Origin of the sequence: Nocardioides alkalitolerans DSM 16699 (assembly GCF_000426525.1) — a bacterium.
Taxonomy (GTDB): Bacteria; Actinomycetota; Actinomycetes; order Propionibacteriales; family Nocardioidaceae; genus Nocardioides; species Nocardioides alkalitolerans.
Genome location: NZ_KE384533.1, coordinates 682,357 through 698,584, shown reverse-complemented (window position 1 = coordinate 698,584; position 16,228 = coordinate 682,357). Strand labels below are relative to the sequence as shown.

The 16,228-nt window shown below is 73.9% G+C and carries 15 protein-coding genes; 5 read left to right on the top strand and 10 right to left on the bottom strand.

Going from position 1 to position 16,228, the window contains the following annotated elements; translation table 11 throughout:
* The first annotated feature begins 89 nt into the window (after positions 1-89).
* Together K329_RS0120150 and K329_RS0120145 are read left to right on the top strand one after the other, a co-directional pair.
* Complete coding sequence (locus K329_RS0120150; protein ID WP_028474456.1) at positions 90-620, top strand: hypothetical protein; 531 nt, start codon at positions 90-92, stop codon at positions 618-620.
* Positions 621-685: 65 nt separating this feature from the next.
* Positions 686-1,168, top strand: a complete 483-nt coding sequence (locus K329_RS0120145) for a hypothetical protein (RefSeq protein WP_028474455.1) — start codon at positions 686-688, stop codon at positions 1,166-1,168.
* 69 nt (positions 1,169-1,237) lie between these two features.
* Here the strand turns inward: K329_RS0120145 and K329_RS0120140 are convergent, their stop codons facing one another.
* Together K329_RS0120140 and K329_RS0120135 are read right to left on the bottom strand one after the other, a co-directional pair.
* Positions 1,238-3,436, bottom strand: a complete 2,199-nt coding sequence (locus K329_RS0120140) for a 3-hydroxyacyl-CoA dehydrogenase NAD-binding domain-containing protein (protein ID WP_028474454.1) — start codon at positions 3,434-3,436, stop codon at positions 1,238-1,240.
* A 44-nt stretch (positions 3,437-3,480) separates the two neighbouring features.
* The gene (locus tag K329_RS0120135; protein WP_028474453.1) at positions 3,481-4,692 is read right to left on the bottom strand and encodes an acetyl-CoA C-acetyltransferase; all 1,212 of its coding nucleotides are present in this window, start codon (positions 4,690-4,692) and stop codon (positions 3,481-3,483) included.
* A gap of 234 nt (positions 4,693-4,926) precedes the next feature.
* Between K329_RS0120135 and K329_RS28310 the strand changes: the two genes are divergently transcribed.
* Positions 4,927-6,276, top strand: a complete 1,350-nt coding sequence (locus tag K329_RS28310; protein ID WP_245596624.1) for an AI-2E family transporter — start codon at positions 4,927-4,929, stop codon at positions 6,274-6,276.
* Here K329_RS28310 and K329_RS28305 read toward each other — a convergent pair.
* Positions 6,248-6,946 carry a 4'-phosphopantetheinyl transferase family protein gene (locus K329_RS28305; RefSeq protein WP_052337156.1) on the bottom strand — a complete coding sequence of 233 codons (699 nt, stop codon included), beginning with the start codon at positions 6,944-6,946 and terminating at the stop codon, positions 6,248-6,250. The two genes, K329_RS28310 and K329_RS28305, sit on opposite strands and share 29 nt — an antisense overlap.
* Between K329_RS28305 and speD the strand changes: the two genes are divergently transcribed.
* A complete protein-coding gene (speD, locus tag K329_RS0120120) occupies positions 6,941-7,363 on the top strand; it encodes an adenosylmethionine decarboxylase (RefSeq protein ID WP_028474452.1) in 423 nt (140 codons plus the stop codon). The genes K329_RS28305 and speD overlap by 6 nt on opposite strands.
* Before the next feature lie 45 nt (positions 7,364-7,408).
* Here speD and K329_RS28300 read toward each other — a convergent pair whose 3' ends face one another.
* From K329_RS28300 to K329_RS28290, 6 genes are all read right to left on the bottom strand, one after another.
* Entirely contained in the window at positions 7,409-7,666 is a 258-nt protein-coding gene (locus K329_RS28300; RefSeq protein WP_052337155.1) for a hypothetical protein, read from the bottom strand.
* Positions 7,663-8,778 carry a hypothetical protein gene (locus K329_RS0120110; protein WP_052337154.1) on the bottom strand — a complete coding sequence of 372 codons (1,116 nt, stop codon included), beginning with the start codon at positions 8,776-8,778 and terminating at the stop codon, positions 7,663-7,665. The genes K329_RS28300 and K329_RS0120110 overlap by 4 nt, the downstream gene beginning before the upstream one ends.
* Entirely contained in the window at positions 8,771-10,585 is a 1,815-nt protein-coding gene (locus tag K329_RS32000; protein ID WP_052337153.1) for a GNAT family N-acetyltransferase, read from the bottom strand. Before K329_RS32000 ends, K329_RS0120110 begins: the two co-directional genes overlap by 8 nt.
* Before the next feature lie 4 nt (positions 10,586-10,589).
* Complete coding sequence (manA, locus tag K329_RS28295) at positions 10,590-11,780, bottom strand: mannose-6-phosphate isomerase, class I (RefSeq protein ID WP_052337152.1); 1,191 nt, start codon at positions 11,778-11,780, stop codon at positions 10,590-10,592.
* Between the two features lie 67 nt (positions 11,781-11,847).
* Positions 11,848-12,999, bottom strand: a complete 1,152-nt coding sequence (locus K329_RS0120095) for an acyl-CoA dehydrogenase family protein (protein ID WP_028474449.1) — start codon at positions 12,997-12,999, stop codon at positions 11,848-11,850.
* 10 nt (positions 13,000-13,009) lie between these two features.
* Positions 13,010-14,278 carry an SLC13 family permease gene (locus K329_RS28290; RefSeq protein WP_043644301.1) on the bottom strand — a complete coding sequence of 423 codons (1,269 nt, stop codon included), beginning with the start codon at positions 14,276-14,278 and terminating at the stop codon, positions 13,010-13,012.
* A 148-nt stretch (positions 14,279-14,426) separates the two neighbouring features.
* Between K329_RS28290 and K329_RS31340 the strand changes: the two genes are divergently transcribed.
* Positions 14,427-14,891, top strand: coding sequence for a hypothetical protein (locus K329_RS31340; RefSeq protein WP_043644298.1), 465 nt, complete (start codon positions 14,427-14,429; stop codon positions 14,889-14,891).
* Positions 14,892-15,019: 128 nt separating this feature from the next.
* Here K329_RS31340 and K329_RS0120080 read toward each other — a convergent pair whose 3' ends face one another.
* Positions 15,020-16,183, bottom strand: a complete 1,164-nt coding sequence (locus K329_RS0120080) for a CaiB/BaiF CoA transferase family protein (protein ID WP_028474447.1) — start codon at positions 16,181-16,183, stop codon at positions 15,020-15,022.
* Positions 16,184-16,228: the final 45 nt, after the last annotated feature.

Genomic DNA, 16,228 nt, shown 5'->3' with positions numbered 1-16,228 from the left:
CCGTGTCCGAGGGGCGGTCGGTCCTCCTGACGCGACGCCGGCACCTGTGACCTGTACGGCGCGACGACGTTGGGAAGGAGATGGGACCGATGACGCGTGACGACGACCCCCGCACCGCCCGCCTCCCCGACCTCCCGACCGCCGACGACCGCCCCGGTGCGGCGCTCGCCCGGGCCACCCGTGCCCTCCGCGCCGACCCGACGCCCGCACCAGTGGGCACCAGCGACCTCACCGCGACCGTGATGGGCCGCGTCGCCACGTTGGCCCGCGGCGGCCGCGAGCTCCTCGTGCGCACGCCCGACGGCGCCGCCGTCCACGACGCGCAGGGGTCGCAGGTGCGCGTCGCCGACCGCGTGCTGCGTTCGGCCGTGCGCCAGGTCGCCACCACGCCCCACCTGGCCCCCGACGCCGTGCGGGTCACCGTCGACGACGCCACGGGTCGCGTCGACCTCACCGTGCGGGTCGCTGCGCGCTACGGCGTGCCCGTGCTCCGCCACGCGGCCGAGCTGCGCGCCGCGCTCCTCCTCCTGCTCGACGACCTGCTCGGCCCCTCCCCCGTGCCCCGCCGGGTCGACGTCGAGGTCGTCGACGTCACCGTCGGCGACCCCGCCCTGGGCTGAGAGCGCGGCCTCCGGTTCGTCGGGTTCTCGGGACGTCGGGGCGCCCGGAACCGCACACTGGCGCGGTGCAGGTGACAGATCCCCTCGGCCGCGAGCTGACCGTACGGCGCCGGCTGCTGCCGTGGCGCCCCCGTCGGCGCGTCGGCTACGAGCCCGACGACGGCGCGGGGCTCGACCTCGGGGACGACCTCGCCGGCCTCGTCGTCGGACTGGCGCTCTGCCTCGTCGTGCTGCCGCTGGTCCTCGTCGTCGGCGCGCTGCTGCTCGAGCTGCTCCTGCTCGTCCTGCTCCTGCCGCTGCTCGTGGTCGTCCGGGTGCTCGCCCGACGCCCCTGGACCGTGGAGGTGGTGCACCAGCACCGCGCCGCGTACGTCGAGCGCGTCGTCGGCTGGCGCGCCTCGGGCGCGCGGGTGGCCGCCCTCGCCGCGGACGTGGCCTCCGGTCACCTCCCGGTGAAGCTGCCGGCGACGCCCGACGGGCCCACCGGCATCGTCCCCGGACGGGCCGGGCGCCACCGCCGCGAGGACACCGACCCCGCCCTGGGCTGAGCCCGAACGCGTCGAGCCGACGCGCCCCGGAGGGCGCGCCGGCTCGGCGGTGGTGCGGGTGGGGCCGGGTCAGGCCGGGAAGGACTCCCCGTTGGCCGCCATCTTGCGGAGGTGGTCCGACGGCCGGAAGCGGTCGCCGTACTTCTCGGCCAGCTCGTCGGAGCGCTTCACGAAGGCGGCGAGACCGATCTCGCCGTCCGCGGCCTCGTAGCCGGTCATGAACTGCGCGGCACCGCCGGTGTGGGGCGGGAAGCCGATGCCCATGATCGAGCCGATGTTCGCGGCGGCCGCCGAGGTGACGACGCCCTCCTCGAACGTCTTGGCCGTCTCGAGCGCCTCGAGGAACAGCACGCGCTCCTGGACGTCGACGAACGGGATCTGCTCGTCGGCGACCGGGTAGAGCTCGGCCAGGCCCGACCAGAGACCCTGGCGCTTGCCGGCCTCGTCGTACTCGTAGAACCCGGCGCCCTTGAGGCGCGACGGGCGACCGATCTCGATCATCTTCTCGACGACCTTCAGGCCCGGGTGGGGCACGTAGTCGACGCCGTCGCGGTCGGCCGCGTCCTGCGTGGCCTTGGCGATCTTGGCCATCAGCTCCATGTTGAGCTCGTCGCTCAGCTGGAGCGTGCCGACGGGGTAGCCCGCCAGCGTGACGGCGCGCTCGAGGCTGCGCGGGTGCACGCCCTCGGCGAGCAGCTGCAGACCCTCGTTCACCATGAAGCCGATGACGCGCGAGGTGTAGAAGCCGCGGCTGTCGTTGACGACGATCGGCGTCTTCTTGATCTGCTGCACCAGGTCGTAGGCCTTGGCGAGCGCCGCGTCGGACGTCTTCTCGCCGCGGATGATCTCCACCAGCGGCATCTTGTCGACGGGGCTGAAGAAGTGCAGCCCGATGAAGTCGGTCGGACGGTCGACGCCCTCCGCCAGCTCGGTGATCGGGAGCGTCGAGGTGTTCGAGCACAGCAGCGCGTCCGGGTTGACGTGCTCCGCGATCTCGGCGAACACCTTGTGCTTCAGCGACGGGTCCTCGAAGACGGCCTCGACGACGACGTCGACGCCGGCGAGGTCGGCCGGGTCGGCGGTCGCGGTGATGCGCGAGAGGAACTCGGCCTTGCCCTCCTCGGTCTCGCGGCCCTTGGCCACGGCCTTGTCGAGGATCTTCGCGCTGTAGGCCTTGCCCTTCTCGGCGTTCTCGACCGAGACGTCCTTCAGCACGACCTGCGCGCCCGACTTGGCGAAGACGTAGGCGATGCCCGCGCCCATCATGCCGGCGCCGAGCACGGCGACCTTCGTGCCCGTGAACTTGTCGTGGCCGTCGGGGCGCAGCGAGCCCGCGTTGATGGCCTGCAGGTCGAAGAAGAACGCCTGGATCATGTTCTTGCTCTGCTGCCCGACGATCAGCTTCGTCAGGTAGCGCGACTCGATGCGCGACGCCGTGTCGACGTCGACCTGCGCGCCCTCGACCGCGGCGGAGAGCGCGGCGCGGGGAGCGAGGTAGGGCGCACCCTTGATCTGCTGGCGCAGGAGCGCCGGGAAGGCCGGCAGGAACTGCGCGAGCTTCGGGGTCGACGGGGTGCCGCCGGGCATGCGGTAGCCGGGACGGTCCCACGGCTGCTGCGCGGCCTCGGGGGTCTCGGCGACCGACGCGAGCCAGGCCTTCGCGGCCGGGACCAGGCCGTCGAGGTCGTCGACCAGCTCGTCGACGAGGCCCTTCTCCTTGGCCTGCGCCGGCTTGAAGCGCGTGGCCTGGAGGATGACGTCCATCAGCGCGGACTGCAGGCCGAGCATGCGGACGACGCGGGTGACGCCGCCACCACCGGGCAGGAGGCCGAGCTGCACCTCGGGGAGGCCGATCTGCACCTTGGGCGAGCTCCACGCGATGCGGTGGTTCGCGGCCAGCGCGATCTCCAGGCCGCCGCCGAGCGCCGCGCCGTTGATCGCGGCGACGACGGGGGCGGGGTAGAGCTCGAGCTTGCGGAGCGGGGCCTTGACGTCCTCCGCCATCGCGAACACGTCGGCCGCGTCGTCGGGGCCGGCCTTCACCATCGACTTGAGGTCGCCGCCCGCGAAGAAGGTCTTCTTCGCGCTGGCGATGATGACGCCCTTCACGGAGCCCTCGGGCTCGGCGTACAGCTTCTCCACCGCCGCTGCCATCGAGCTGCGGTAGAGGTCGTTCATGGTGTTGGCGCTCTGGTTCGGGTCGTCGAGCGTCAGGGTGACGATCCCGTCGGCGTCCTTGTCGTAACGAACAGCGGTCTGCTCGGTCATCAGCTTCTCTCTCGATCCTTCGGTCTCGGGTACGACGACGGGGCTCAGACGAGCTCGACGATGGTGGCGATGCCCATGCCGCCGCCGACGCAGAGCGTGGCGAGGCCGCGCTTGAGCTCGCGGCGCTCCAGCTCGTCGATCAGCGTGCCGAGGATCATCGCGCCGGTGGCGCCGAGCGGGTGGCCCATGGCGATCGCGCCGCCGTTGACGTTGGTGATGTCGTGGCTGATGCCCATGTCGCGCATGAAGCGCATCGCGACGGCGGCGAACGCCTCGTTGATCTCGAAGAGGTCGATGTCGTCGACCGTCAGGTTCGCCTTGGCGAGCGCCTTGCGCGCCGCCGGGGCGGGCCCGGTGAGCATGATGACCGGGTCGGCGCCGGAGACGGCGGCCGACACGATGCGGGCGCGGGGGGTGAGGCCGGCGCGCTTGCCCGCCTCCTCCGAGCCGATGGCCATCAGCGCGGCACCGTCGACGATGCCCGAGCTGTTGCCGGCGTGGTGCACGTGGTTGATGCGGTCGAGCCAGTGGTACTTCTCGAGCGCGACGTCGTCGAAGCCCGCGCCCTTGCCGATGTCGGCGAACGACGGCTTGAGGCCCGCGAGGCTCTCCACCGTGGTGCCGGGGCGGATGAACTCGTCGTGGTCGAGCACCACGAGGCCGTTGTCGTCGACGACGGGGATGACCGAGTTCTTGAAGTAGCCGGCCTCCCGCGCCTTCGCCGCACGGGCGTTGGACTCGGCGGCGTAGGCGTCGACGTCCTCGCGGCTCCAGCCCTCGACGGTCGCGATGAGGTCGGCGCCGATGCCCTGGGGCACGAAGTTGGTGGTGAGCGCGGTGGCGGGGTCCATGGCCCACGAGCCGCCGTCGGACGCCATCGGCACCCGGCTCATCGACTCGACGCCACCGGCGAGGATCAGGTCCTCGAAGCCGCCGCGGATGCGCGAGGCGGCCTGGTTGACCGCCTCGAGGCCCGACGCGCAGAAGCGGTTGAGCTGCACGCCCGCCACGGTCTCGGGCAGCCCGGCCTTCAGCGCCGCGGTCTTCGCGATGTCGCCGCCCTGGTCACCGACGGGCGAGACGACGCCGAGCACGACGTCGTCGACGATCGCCGGGTCGAGGTCGGGGTTGCGCTTGCGGGTCTCGTCGATCAGCCCGACGACCAGGTCGATGGGCTTCACCTCGTGGAGGGAGCCGTTCTTCTTGCCCTTGCCACGCGGCGTACGAACGTGGTCGTACACGAATGCTTCTGCCATGTCGGTCCTTGCCTGCCTCGATGGTTCGTCGGGGGTGGTGCGTGCCGGAGCGCGCTCGGGTCCGGCAGCTCCGCCACTCATTGTGACACCATTACTGTCAGCGTCGCTAGAGCGAGCCTACCCGTCGGTAACGAAGCGCGGGTGGTCGCCTCCGTCACGTCGCCGTGACGCATCACCCCTCTGGCTGCCCCCGCCGGACCGATCCGACCGCCCGGGAGCACTTACTGTGGTCCGGTGACCTCCGCCATGCCGCCCTACCGCGCCACTCCCGACCGGGCGGACGTGATCGAGCGAGGACTCTCGCGCGTCAACACCTGGGGCATCCGGGTCGTCGTCGGTGCCGCCGCCCTCTTCATCCTCGGCTGGATCATCGGGCACACCTGGGTCGTGTGGTTCCCGGTCGCCCTCGCCCTGGTGCTGGCGACCGTGCTGGCCCCGCCCACCACGTGGCTGCGCAAGCACGGCGTGCCGTCGGGGCTGGCCGCCGCCGGCGTGATGCTCGGCTTCCTCGGCAGCATCGCCCTCGTCGTCTGGATCATCGCCCCCCAGGTCGCCGGCCAGTCGTCCGAGATCGCCGACAGCGCCGTCGACGGCGTCGGCGAGATCCGCACCTGGCTCACGACCGGGCCGCTGCAGATCGACGACGGCCAGATCACGGGCGCGCTCGAGGACCTGCAGAGCGAGCTCTCCAACCAGATCAGCACCATCAGCTCGGGCGTCATCACGGGCATCACGGCGATCACGAACGCCCTCATCAACCTGGTGCTGATGCTCATCCTGACCTTCCTCTTCATCAAGGACGGCCACCGCTTCCTGCCCTGGGTCTCCGCCGTCGCCGGCGAGCGGGTCGGCGGTCACGCCATCGCGATCGTGAGCCGGGCCTGGAACACGCTGGGCGGCTTCATCCGCACGCAGGCGCTGGTGTCGTTCATCGACGCGCTTTTCATCGGCCTCGGCCTCGTGATCATCGGCGTGCCGCTGGCGGTCCCGCTGGCGATCCTGACGTTCTTCGCCGGCTTCATCCCGATCGTCGGTGCGTTCGTCGCCGGCGGTCTGGCCTGCCTCGTCACCCTCGTCACGAACGGTCCGGGCGACGCGCTGATCGTGCTCATCATCATCGTCGCCGTGCAGCAGATCGAGGGCAACGTGCTCTCGCCGTGGCTGCAGGGCAAGTCGATGAACCTGCACGCGGCCGTCGTGCTGATGTCGGTCACCGCCGGCTCGACGATCTTCGGCATCACCGGCGCGTTCCTCGCCGTGCCCGTGGCCGCCGTCGTCGCCGAGGTGCTCCGCTACCTCAACGAGCAGGTCGACCACGCGGTCGCCGACGACGCCCCGTTGCAGGACTCCCACGGCGCGGACGGTCCCGACGGTCCCGCGGGCGCCAACCCGGCGCTGCCGGACGACGTGCCCCACGGCAAGAAGGGCGAGACGCCCATCGAGTTCCGGGAGAAGGTGCGCGACGACACACGGTCGTCGCCGGCGAAGGTCACGACGGTGGCGTCGTCCTCCTCGACGTCCGCGCGGTCGTCCGACGTCTCGCTCGGCGACCGGCTCAGGGGCCTGCTGCGCCGCGGGCGCTGAGGTCCAGCACCCGCACCTCCCCCACCGCGGCCGCGAGCGTCACGACGTACGACGCGGGCGCGGCCACCGCGTGCAGGCGCACGCCCGCGAGGGCCGGGCGGCGGCGGGCGTCGTCGTACGTGAGCGACGCCGGGTCGACCTTGAGCGACGTCAGGTCGCCGTGGACACCCTCGCCGGTCGCCTTGAGGAGGGCCTCCTTGGCGGTCCAGACCCGGGCGAAGGCGCTGCGGTCGTCCGCGACGGCCGCACGCTCGGCCGGCGTCAGCACCCACTCCACGGACGCTGCGTCGGCCCGCTCGACGTCGATGCCGACCGGGCCCGGGGCCCCGTCGGGCACCACCGCCACCGCCACGAGCCCGTCGGCATGGGCGAGGCTCGTCGCCCAGCCCAGCGCGGGCAGGGTCGCGACCCCGTGGGCGGCCCCGCAGCGCGGGCAGCGACGTCGTACGACGACGGCCGGCGCCGGACCGCCGCCCAGCGCCTCGACCGCGAGCCGCAGCAGCACCCGGCCGGCGAGCGCGTCGTCGCGGGCCGCGGGGGCGGCGAGCGAGGCGCCGTACGCCCGCTCCTCGGCGCTCAGGACGTCGGCGCGCTCCAGGGCGGCGGCCCGCGTCGTCAGCGCCACGGCGGCGCTGCCGGGCGCCACGACGTACGCTTGCTCGCTGTGCACGACTCCTCCTCCGACCGTCCCGTCCTGGCCGACCCGCTCGCGGCGGTCCAGGCGCCGTCCGGGGACCAGATGTGCTCCTACGCCGTCGACCTGTGGACGCACCACCCCACGATCCTGACCGACGAGGCCGCCCTCAAGAAGGTGCTGCGCGAGGCCTCCGAGGCCGGCAACGCCATCGTGCTCGCCGAGGCCAGCCACGTGTTCCCCAACGGTGCGGTCACCATCGCACTCGTGCTGAGCCAGTCGCACCTCAACATCCACACCTGGCCCGAGCACGACCTCGCCAACGTCGACCTGCTGACGTGCGGCGTGCTCGAGGGCGAGGTCATCCTCGAGCACGTGAAGCGCGGCCTCGAGGCCTCCCGCACAGCCGTCACGCGCATCACCCGCGACGTGACCATGGAGCCCCCGGCCTGACCTGATGGGATGAGCCGCTCCTCGGCGGCTCCTCGGCGGTGGCGCTCAGCGCCGGTCGGCGACGAACCCCACGAGCGCGCCCAGCGAGGTGAGCGACTCGAGCGCGAGGTCCTCCCCCGCGACGTCGACGCCCGTCGTCGCGAGGATCCGGTCGAGCAGCTGCGCGCCCGTGCGCGAGCCGAGGCCGACCGGGGGCCCGAACAGCGGCGTGGCGTCGGGCAGCGCGGCGAGGTCGGCGGCCGACACGCCGGACGCGGTCGCGAGCAGGTCGAGGACGACGGTGCGGGTGTCGGTGTCGGTCACGGGGTCTCCTGCGGGGCGAGGCGGTCGTCGACGTGGAGCCAGTCGGGCGGCGGGGGCGGCGGGCCGGGGGCGAAGCGACCGACGACCTCGTCGGGGCCCAGCACCTCGAGCGTGCCGCCGAGGCTGCGCACCAGCATCCGCAGCTCGACGTTGGCCGACGTGACACGGATCGGCAGGGCGAGCGCACCGCCGGTGACGTGGTGGCGCAGGGTCGTCACGAACGCGCCGGGCACCCCGCGGCCCGCCACTCGGCACGACACCGCGAGGCCCTCCACCGTCGTGGCCCCGTCGCCCTCCGCGAGCAGCGCGACGCCGATGGTGCCGTGGTCGCCGAACCGGTCGACGAGGCCCGCGACGACCACGCGGCGGTCCCCGGCGGCGAGCCAGGCGTCGTACGACGCGGGGTCCAGCTCGACGCGCGTCGAGGCCAGGCGGTGGGCGCGGGCCACGAGCTCGACGACGCGGTCGCGGTCGGCGGGCGTCGCCGGGCGGACCGTCAGGCGCAGGTCGCAGGCGGCGAGGAACGCATCGCGGTCGGCGTACGACGCCGCGGCCTCCCGGCGCCGGGCCTCGGCCTGGTAGCGGCGGGTGCGGTCGGCGCTCTCGGTCGAGGTGCGGGCCGGCAGCACGGTGGGGTGCGGGGCCGCGAGGTCGGCCAGCAGGGCCGCGCGGGTCGTCGTACCGGCCGCGGGCAGGCGCGCGGCGACCTCGGCGCGCTCGAAGCCGCTGTCGTCGACGAGCAGCAGGCTGCCGACGGCGACGCCGAGCTCGTCGGCGATCGCCGCCAGCATCACGGACTTGTCCTGCCAGCCCAGCCGGGGCGCCACGACGAGGTCGGCGAGGGCGGCCAGCGCGGGCGTGGGCGGATCGGTCAGCAGGGCGGCGACCGCCGGGTCGGTCCGGCTCGCGACGCTGCTGACGACGCCGTGGGCGGCGAGGGTGCGGGCGGCGGCCAGCACGTCGGGGCGGGGCTCGGGACGGGCACCGTCGGGCAGCTCGACGGCGACGTCGTCCCAGGTGGTGCCGTCGAGGTCCCACACGACGACCTTCACCGCGTCGGCGGGCGGGCGGTGCTCGTCGGCCGGGGGCACGTCGGCCGGCTGGTCAGGCACCGGGAGCGTCCGTGCCGCCGTCGGGCAGGGTCAGGTCCATCGTCAGGTGCTGCGGGGTGAAGCCGAACTCGCGGTAGAGCATCCGCATCTTCACGTTGGCGCTGTGCACCTTGCCGGTGACCTCCGCGACGCCGTGCTCCGCGGCGTACGCGAGGCCCTCGCGGATGAGCGCGCGCCCCACCGCCGGGCTGGTCGTCGCGTCGAGGTCGGGGTGCACCGCCAGGGAGCGGAACGTCGCGTACCGCTCCTTGGTCAGGAAGTTCTCGTTGATGCTCATCCAGAGCCAGCCGACGACCTGGCCGCCTGCCGCGTCGGCGGTGCCGGACTCGGCCACGAGGCAGCCGCGGGGGTCGCGGTCGAGCGCCTTCGTGATGCGTCCGGCGTGCTGCGCGGGGTCGGTGATGGCGCCGTCGCCGAACGAGACCCGGGCGATCGCGATCTCGTAGTCCGCGATCGCGGGCACGTCGTCCGGTCGGGCCGGGCGGACGTGGAAGGGGGCGGGCTCCTCGGGCTCGGGCGCCCGCTCGGTCGCCCCCGTGGTGGGGTGCGGCACCTCCGGTGGCGCAGGGCTGTCGGCCGGGGCGCGACCCACCGGAGCCGGAGCGGGGGGCGGAGCGGGGGCCGGGGTGGGCGCGGTGGTCGCCGCCACGAGCCGGCCCGGGGCGAACGACGTACCCCCGCAGGTCGCGCAGCCGCGCTCCTTGAGGTCCCGGACGCCGGTGAGCTCGAGGCCGGGGCCGACGACGTACGCGGCGCGGCAGCTCGTGCACGTGTAGTGGCGGGCGCGGTTGCGGACGTCGGCGGTGTAGAGCGGGCCGTCGTAGGACGCCCGCACCGGCCGCGCCCGGGTCGGGTCGGCGAGCTCGAGGTGGTAGGCGTCGGAGCGGCCGCCGATGACGCCGGCGCCGAGGTACTCGCTGAACCCGCGCTCGAGGGTGCGCACCACGAGCGCCTGCTCGGTGAGCGCCCGCTGGAGGTCGAGCGCGAGGTGGGGCGGCTTGGGGCCGTAGTGCAGCAGCACGTCCCAGCCCGGGCCCGCCCGGAGGCCCTCGACGGCGCGGGCGAGGAAGAGGGCGGCGCCGTCGGTCGTGTACGGCGGGTCGGTCATCACCGCGGTGTGCACGCCGCGGAGCGCCTCGGGCAGGGGCGCGCGGAGGTCGTGCTCGACGACGACCACCTCGCTCGGCGACCCGGCCAACGCCGCGCGCAGGGTGGCGAGCACGCCGTCGGAGACGTCGACCGCGGTCAGCCGGGCCGCCAGCCGGACGCCCAGCGCCCGCTGCACCCGGTCGACCGCCACGGTCACCAGGTCGTCGTCGCCCACGGCGAGCAGGGCCGGCGTCGGCAGCACGCCCGCGGCGATCATCGCGACCACCCGACGCACCTTCGTCTCGGCCGTCGCGAACGACTGGTCGAGGGTGAGGTCGACCTCCGGCCCGTCGTCGAGGTAGGTCTGCAGCTCGGCCACGACCGGCGCCAGCTGCTCCAGGGTGGGTACGGCGACCGGCGCGAGGGCCAGCGTCGCGACGAGCGCACGGCCCGCCTCGGTCAGGCCGGCGGGGCGCTGCCCGTCGACGAGGTCGACCTTGCGCAGCTCGGCGAGCACGGCGGCCGCCAGCGGCACCGGCAGGCGGGCGGCGCGGGCCGCCACGTTGGTGGCCACCCGCTCCCCCGAGGCGAGGGCGCGCAGCACCCGCAGCACCCCGGCCTCGCCCTCCGCGAGGTCGACGGCGCGCGCGACGTCGCCCAGCAGCGCGAGGGGCACGTCGTACGACGGGGGCCCGTCGCCCGGGGTCGGCTCGGTCACCCGCTCAGACCATGTCGACGAGGCGCGAGTGCACGGCCCGGCGGGCCGGCTCGAAGGCCTGCGCGACCTCGCCGAGACCGACGACGACGCAGTCATGGTCGTCCGGGCCGAGGTAGACCGACTCGCCGCGGCCGAGGGCCATCTTCTCGCCCGCCCCGGTGCGCACCTCGACCTCGCCGCCGGTGCAGATGAGCAGCGACTTCTTCGCGTCGACGACGGCGACGCCCTCGGGCTCCGCGTGCGACACCTGGGTGACCGCGAGCGCGAACTCCACGTCGGCCGGGCTGAAGACCTCGGTGTCGGCGAGCACGAACTCCGGGTTCACGCGCGCGATGCGGGCCATGCCCGTCGTGCCCAGGCAGGTCACGAGGCCCTCGCTGTCGATGTGCTTCGTGGTGAGGCCCGCGCGCAGCACGTTGTCGGAGGACGCCATCACCTCGAGGCAGAGCCCCTTGAGGTGGGCGTGGATGATGCCTGCGCCCAGGTAGGCGGCCTCGCCCGGCTGGAGCGTCATGCGGTTGAGCATCAGCGAGATGATGACGCCGACGTCCTCCGGGAAGTACTCGGCGATCTCGACGGCGGTGGAGTAGGCGCGCTTGATGTCCATGCCCATCTTGCCGAGCGCGCGGCACGCGCCGACGACCTCGCCGACCTGGGCGGGCGATACCTCCGACGACAGCAGCCACTCGACGCGGCGCACGATGCCGGCGAACCCGGGGTCGGCGCGCAGGTCCTCCGCGAGCCGCTGTGTCAGCGGGGTCTCCAGGGGCGCGAGCACGCGCAGGATCTCGACCGTCGGGCGGAAGCCGATGAGGCTGTCGAAGGTCGTGAGGGCGTAGACCATCTCGGGCTTGTGGTTGGCGTCCTTGTAGACGCGGTTCGGGGCGTCGAGCGGGATGCCCGCGCGCTCCTCCTCGGCGTACCCGTCCTCGGCCTGCCCCTTGCTCGGGTGCACCTGCAGCGACAGCGGCTGGTCGGCGGCGAGCACCTTGAGCATGAACGGCAGGTCGCCGGCGACGTCGGGCAGCGGCTTCGTGCTGCCGTCGGCGTCGACGACGGTCGAGGGTCGCAGCGCGTGCGTGCCGATCCAGACCTCCGCCACCGGGGTGCCGTCGGGGCGCTCGCCGAGGAAGCGCGGGATCGCCTCCGGGGAGCCCCACTGGTAGTTCTGCACGCCGTTGCGGAGTCGGTACATGGGTCTCAGCCTAGGACGCGGCGCGGGCGGGCCGACGGGCCGCGCGCCGTACGCCGGGAGCCCGTGCTCAGCCGAAGGCCGAGATCTTCGTCTCGGAGCGGCCGATGAGCAGCTTCTGGATCTGGCTGGTGCCTTCGTAGAGCGTCATCACGCGGGCGTCGCGCAGGTACTTCGCCACCGGGTAGTCGTCGACGTAGCCGTAGCCGCCGAAGCACTGGACCGCGTTGTTGGCGGCGCGCACGGCGGCCTCGGACGCGAAGTACTTCGCCTTCGACGCGGCGATCGAGAAGTTCTCGCCCCGCATCGCGAGGTCGGCGGCGCGCCACACGAGCAGGCGCGCGGCGTCGGCGTCGACCGAGATGTCGGCGATCATGTCCTGCACGAGCTGGTAGCCCGCCACGGGCTTGCCGAACTGCTCGCGCTGCGTCGTGTAGTCGACGACGGCGGCCAGGCAGCCCGCGATGATGCCGGTGCAGCTGGCGGCGATGCCGACCCGGCCGGTGTCGAGCGTCGACATCGCGATCTTGAAGCCCTGGCCCTCCTCGCCGAGCACGGCGTCGGCCGACACCCGGACGTCGGTCAGCGACAGCGCCGCCGTCGCCTGGCCGCGCAGCCCGAGCTTGCCCGTGACGAGGCGGCGCTCGAAGCCGGGGCTGTCGGTGGGCACGAGGAACGCGGTGATGCCGCGCGGGCCGTCGCCACCGGTGCGGGCGAAGACGAGGCAGACGTCGGCCCACGTGCCGTTCGTGATGAAGATCTTCTCGCCCGTGATCAGCCAGTCGTCGCCGTCGCGCACCGCCTTCGCGCGCAGGTGGGCGGCGTCGGAGCCGTGGTCGGGCTCGGTGAGGCCGAAGCAGCCGAGCAGCTCGCCCGACGCGATGCCGGGCAGCCAGCGCTCCTTCTGGGCGTCGGTGCCGTGGGCCAGGATCGGCTTGCCCACCAGCCCCGCGGAGACCGAGACGATGCCGCGGATCGCCGAGTCGGCGCGACCCAGCTCCTCCATCGCGACGCAGTAGGTGAGCAGGTCGAGGCCGAGCCCGCCGTACTGCTCCGGCAGCATCAGCCCGAAGAAGCCCTGCTCGCCGAGCTTGGGCACGATCGCGAGGTCGACGGACTCCGCGTGGTCCCACTCCGTGCGGAAGGGGACGACCTCGCGGTCGAGGAACTCCCGGGCCGCGGCGCGGAAGGACTGCTGGTCGTCGCTCAGGGTGAGGTCCACGTCACAGGTTCTACCAGGCGATGCCGACAGCGGTGAGCACGTGCGCCGTGCCGGCCAGCGCGAGCGTCGCCGCGACCACCAGCACCGGCGTCACGGTCACCCCGACCAGGTGGAAGCGGCGGCCGACCCCCGCCGGGTGGGCGAGGGCCGGGTGCCGCAGCCAGAGCAGGTTGGCCAGCGATCCGGCGTACGTCGCGCTCGCCCCCACCCCGACGCCGATCAGCACCGCCAGCACGGCCACCTCGCCCAGCGGCGCGGCGAGCGGCACGAGCAGGAGGGTGGCGGGGAGGTTGTTGACGACGTTCGCCACGACCATCGCCAGGAGGGCCACGACCACCAGCGCCAGGGCACCGCTGCCGTCGGGCAGGAGGCGCGTGAGCAGGTCGTCGCCGCCCCGGGTCGCGACGGCGGCCACCGCCACCGACCAGCAGAGCACGAAGACGGCGAACGGCAGCTGTGCGGCCTCGAGGAGGTCGCGCGGTCGCAGGCGCGGGCCCGTACGACGCAGCGCGGCGCGCGCTCCCAGCACCGCGGTCGCGGCGAGCGCGGGCCACACCGGCTCGAGGTGCAGCTCGCTGCCGAGCACGATCGCAACGAGGGTGAGGGCGAGGACGACGAGCGTCAGACGGTCGGGGGGCTCCGGGGCCTCCGGGTCGGACCGGGGGTCCGGGTCGGGCTCCGGGTCCGGAGGGCCCGCGGCGCGGCGGGCGACGACGTACTCCCCCAGGAGCACGACCACCCAGGCGGGCGCCATGAGCAGGGTGAAGGCGCCGAACGAGAGGCCCGAGGCGCCGTACGCGACGAGGTTGGTGAGGTTCGAGACCGGCAGCAGGATCGAGGCCGAGTTGGCGACGCGCACGGAGGCGAGGTCGAGCGGCCAGGGGTCGACGCGCAGGCGGCGGGCGGCGAGCAGCAGCACGGGCGCGAGCAGCACCACGGTGGCGTCGAGGGTGAGCAGGACGGTGACCACGGCCGCCGTACCGACCCCGCCCAGCAGCAGGCGGCGCTCGCTACCGCCGGCGCTGCGGGCGACCACGGCGCCCAGCCAGGCGAAGACGCCGCCGCGCTCGGCGAGGGTGGCGAGCGCGAGGATCGCGACGAGGTAGCCCACGACGGGCAGCAGGCCGGTGACGGCGTCGCGGGCCTCGGTGGTCGAGACGGCTCCGGTGGCGAGCACGACGCCCGCGGCGAGCGCGCCGACGAGCAGCTGGCGCCAGCCGTGCAGCGCGAGCGCGGCGAGGAGGCAGGAGGCCGCCGCGACGACGGCGAGCACGGTCACCGCGCAAGGGTGCCAGAGGTGGTCACGTCGGCCCGGCGCGCGGGTGGGAGGTGCTCCCCATTTCTGGGCGTTCGGGGGTCGGGAGCGGTCGGGAGGCGGTAGGAAGTGCGGGCCGCGGAACCGCGGGCGGGGCGACGGGAGGCACGGGATGGGCTGGGACTGGGTCGGCCACCTCGTCGTGCTGATGGCCAGCATGTCGGTCGGGATCCTCCTGGTCCGCCGGTCCGGGCGCCGCGCGGTGGCCCGGTTCGAGGAGGGGCGTCAGGCCAGGCTCCGCGTCGCGGCTCGCCGTGCAGGCGCGGGCCGTGTGGCCCGGGGCGGTGGGTGGCGGAACGGCTGGCTCGTCGCCGGCGAGGAGGGGAGCCTGCGGTTCCGGCCCTGGCCCTGGCGGCGGGGCGGCGCCTTCGTGATCACCCAGGTCGTCGGGGTGAGTCGACGCCGATCCACCTCGTTCGACTCGTGGGCACGCGGGGTGGAGGGCATTGCCGAGCTCGACCTCGGGCCCGACGGCGTCGTCGAAATCGCCCTGGGAAACTGGACGTCGGAGCAGTCCCTGCGACGCGTGCTGCGTGCCCGTGGCCTGGTCCCGTACGTCGCCGACCAGCACCGATGACGGCGAACCGGCCACATCGGCGGCGCTGAGCGCCTCTCCCGACCCGATCGCCGCGATCCGTGCTGGTCCCGCGCCCCGGCCGCGCCCCCGGCCCGGCCCCGACCGCCGTACGACGCCAGCGGACCCCCTCAGGCCTGCACGAACGCCCCGGCGTCGATGAGCTCGTCGACCCCGCTCAGCCCCCAGGCGGTGAGCGCCTCGCGGGTGTGCTCGCCGGCGTACGTCGGACGCAGGGTCAGGCTCGGCGCCGTGCGCGAGAAGCGGGGTGCGGGCGCGGGCTGGACGACGCCCTCGTGCTCGACGAACACCTCGCGCGCCACCATGTGGGGGTGCTGGGCGGCCTCGCTCATCCGCAGGATCGGCGCCACGCAGGCGTCGGTGCCGTCGAAGATCTCGGCCCACTCGGCGCGCGTCTTCGAGGCGATCGTCGTGGTGAGGGCCTCGCGCAGGTCGTCGTACTGGTCGAACTGGGCCTGCGAGGGCGCGGAGTCCTTGATGCCGAGGATCGTCACGAGCGTGTCGAAGAACTGCGGCTCGAGCGCCCCGACCGCGAGGTGCTCGCCGTCGGAGGTGGCGTAGACGTCGTAGTAGGGCAGGCCGCCGTCGAGCACGTTGGCGCCGCGGCGCTCCTTGAAGGTGCCGTCCGCGAGGATCGAGGAGGCCATCGCGTTGAGGTGGGCGGTGCCGTCGACGATCGCGGCGTCGACGACCTGGCCCTGGCCGCTGAGGCCGCGCTCGAGCAGCGCCGCGAGGATGCCGATGACGAGGTACGTCGAGCCGCCGCCGAAGTCACCCACCAGGTTGGACGGGAAGTGCGGGCGCTCCGGGTCCTGGCCGAGCCCGTGCAGCGCACCGGCGACGGCGACGTAGTTCATGTCGTGGCCCGCGACCTTGGCGAGCGGTCCGGTCTGGCCCCAGCCGGTCATGCGTCCGTAGACGAGCCGCGGGTTGCGCGCCAGGCAGTCGTCGGGGCCGAGGCCGAGCCGCTCCGTGACGCCGGGGCGGAGGCCCTCGACGAGCACGTCCGCGTCGGCGACGAGGTCGAGCACGGCGTCGCGCGCCGCCGGGTTCTTGAGGTCCACGGCCACGCTGGGCCGACCGCGGGTGAGCAGGTCGTGGCGCGGGTCGCCGACGAGGCTGAGCCCCTGGCCGCCCGGCCGGTCGAGCCGGATCACGTCGGCGCCGAGGTCCGCGAGCAGCATGCACGCGTGTGGCCCCGGGCCGATCCCGGCGATCTCGACGACCTTGAGGCCCCGCAGCGGACCGCTTCCTTCTCCCAGCGTCAGCGTCATGCCCGGATCATGACAGATCCACTGTCACAGTGCTCGGTCAGGCGC

Excerpts from the sequence above, each read along its gene's own strand:
- manA (WP_052337152.1), bottom strand. The coding sequence starts at position 11,780 with ATGTACCGACTCCGCAACGGCGTGCAGAACTACCAGTGGGGCTCCCCG.
- K329_RS31340 (WP_043644298.1), top strand. The coding sequence starts at position 14,427 with ATGGGCTGGGACTGGGTCGGCCACCTCGTCGTGCTGATGGCCAGCATG.
- K329_RS0120150 (WP_028474456.1), top strand. The coding sequence starts at position 90 with ATGACGCGTGACGACGACCCCCGCACCGCCCGCCTCCCCGACCTCCCG.
- K329_RS0120135 (WP_028474453.1), bottom strand. The coding sequence starts at position 4,692 with ATGGCAGAAGCATTCGTGTACGACCACGTTCGTACGCCGCGTGGCAAG.
- K329_RS0120140 (WP_028474454.1), bottom strand. The coding sequence starts at position 3,436 with ATGACCGAGCAGACCGCTGTTCGTTACGACAAGGACGCCGACGGGATC.
- K329_RS0120080 (WP_028474447.1), bottom strand. The coding sequence starts at position 16,183 with ATGACGCTGACGCTGGGAGAAGGAAGCGGTCCGCTGCGGGGCCTCAAG.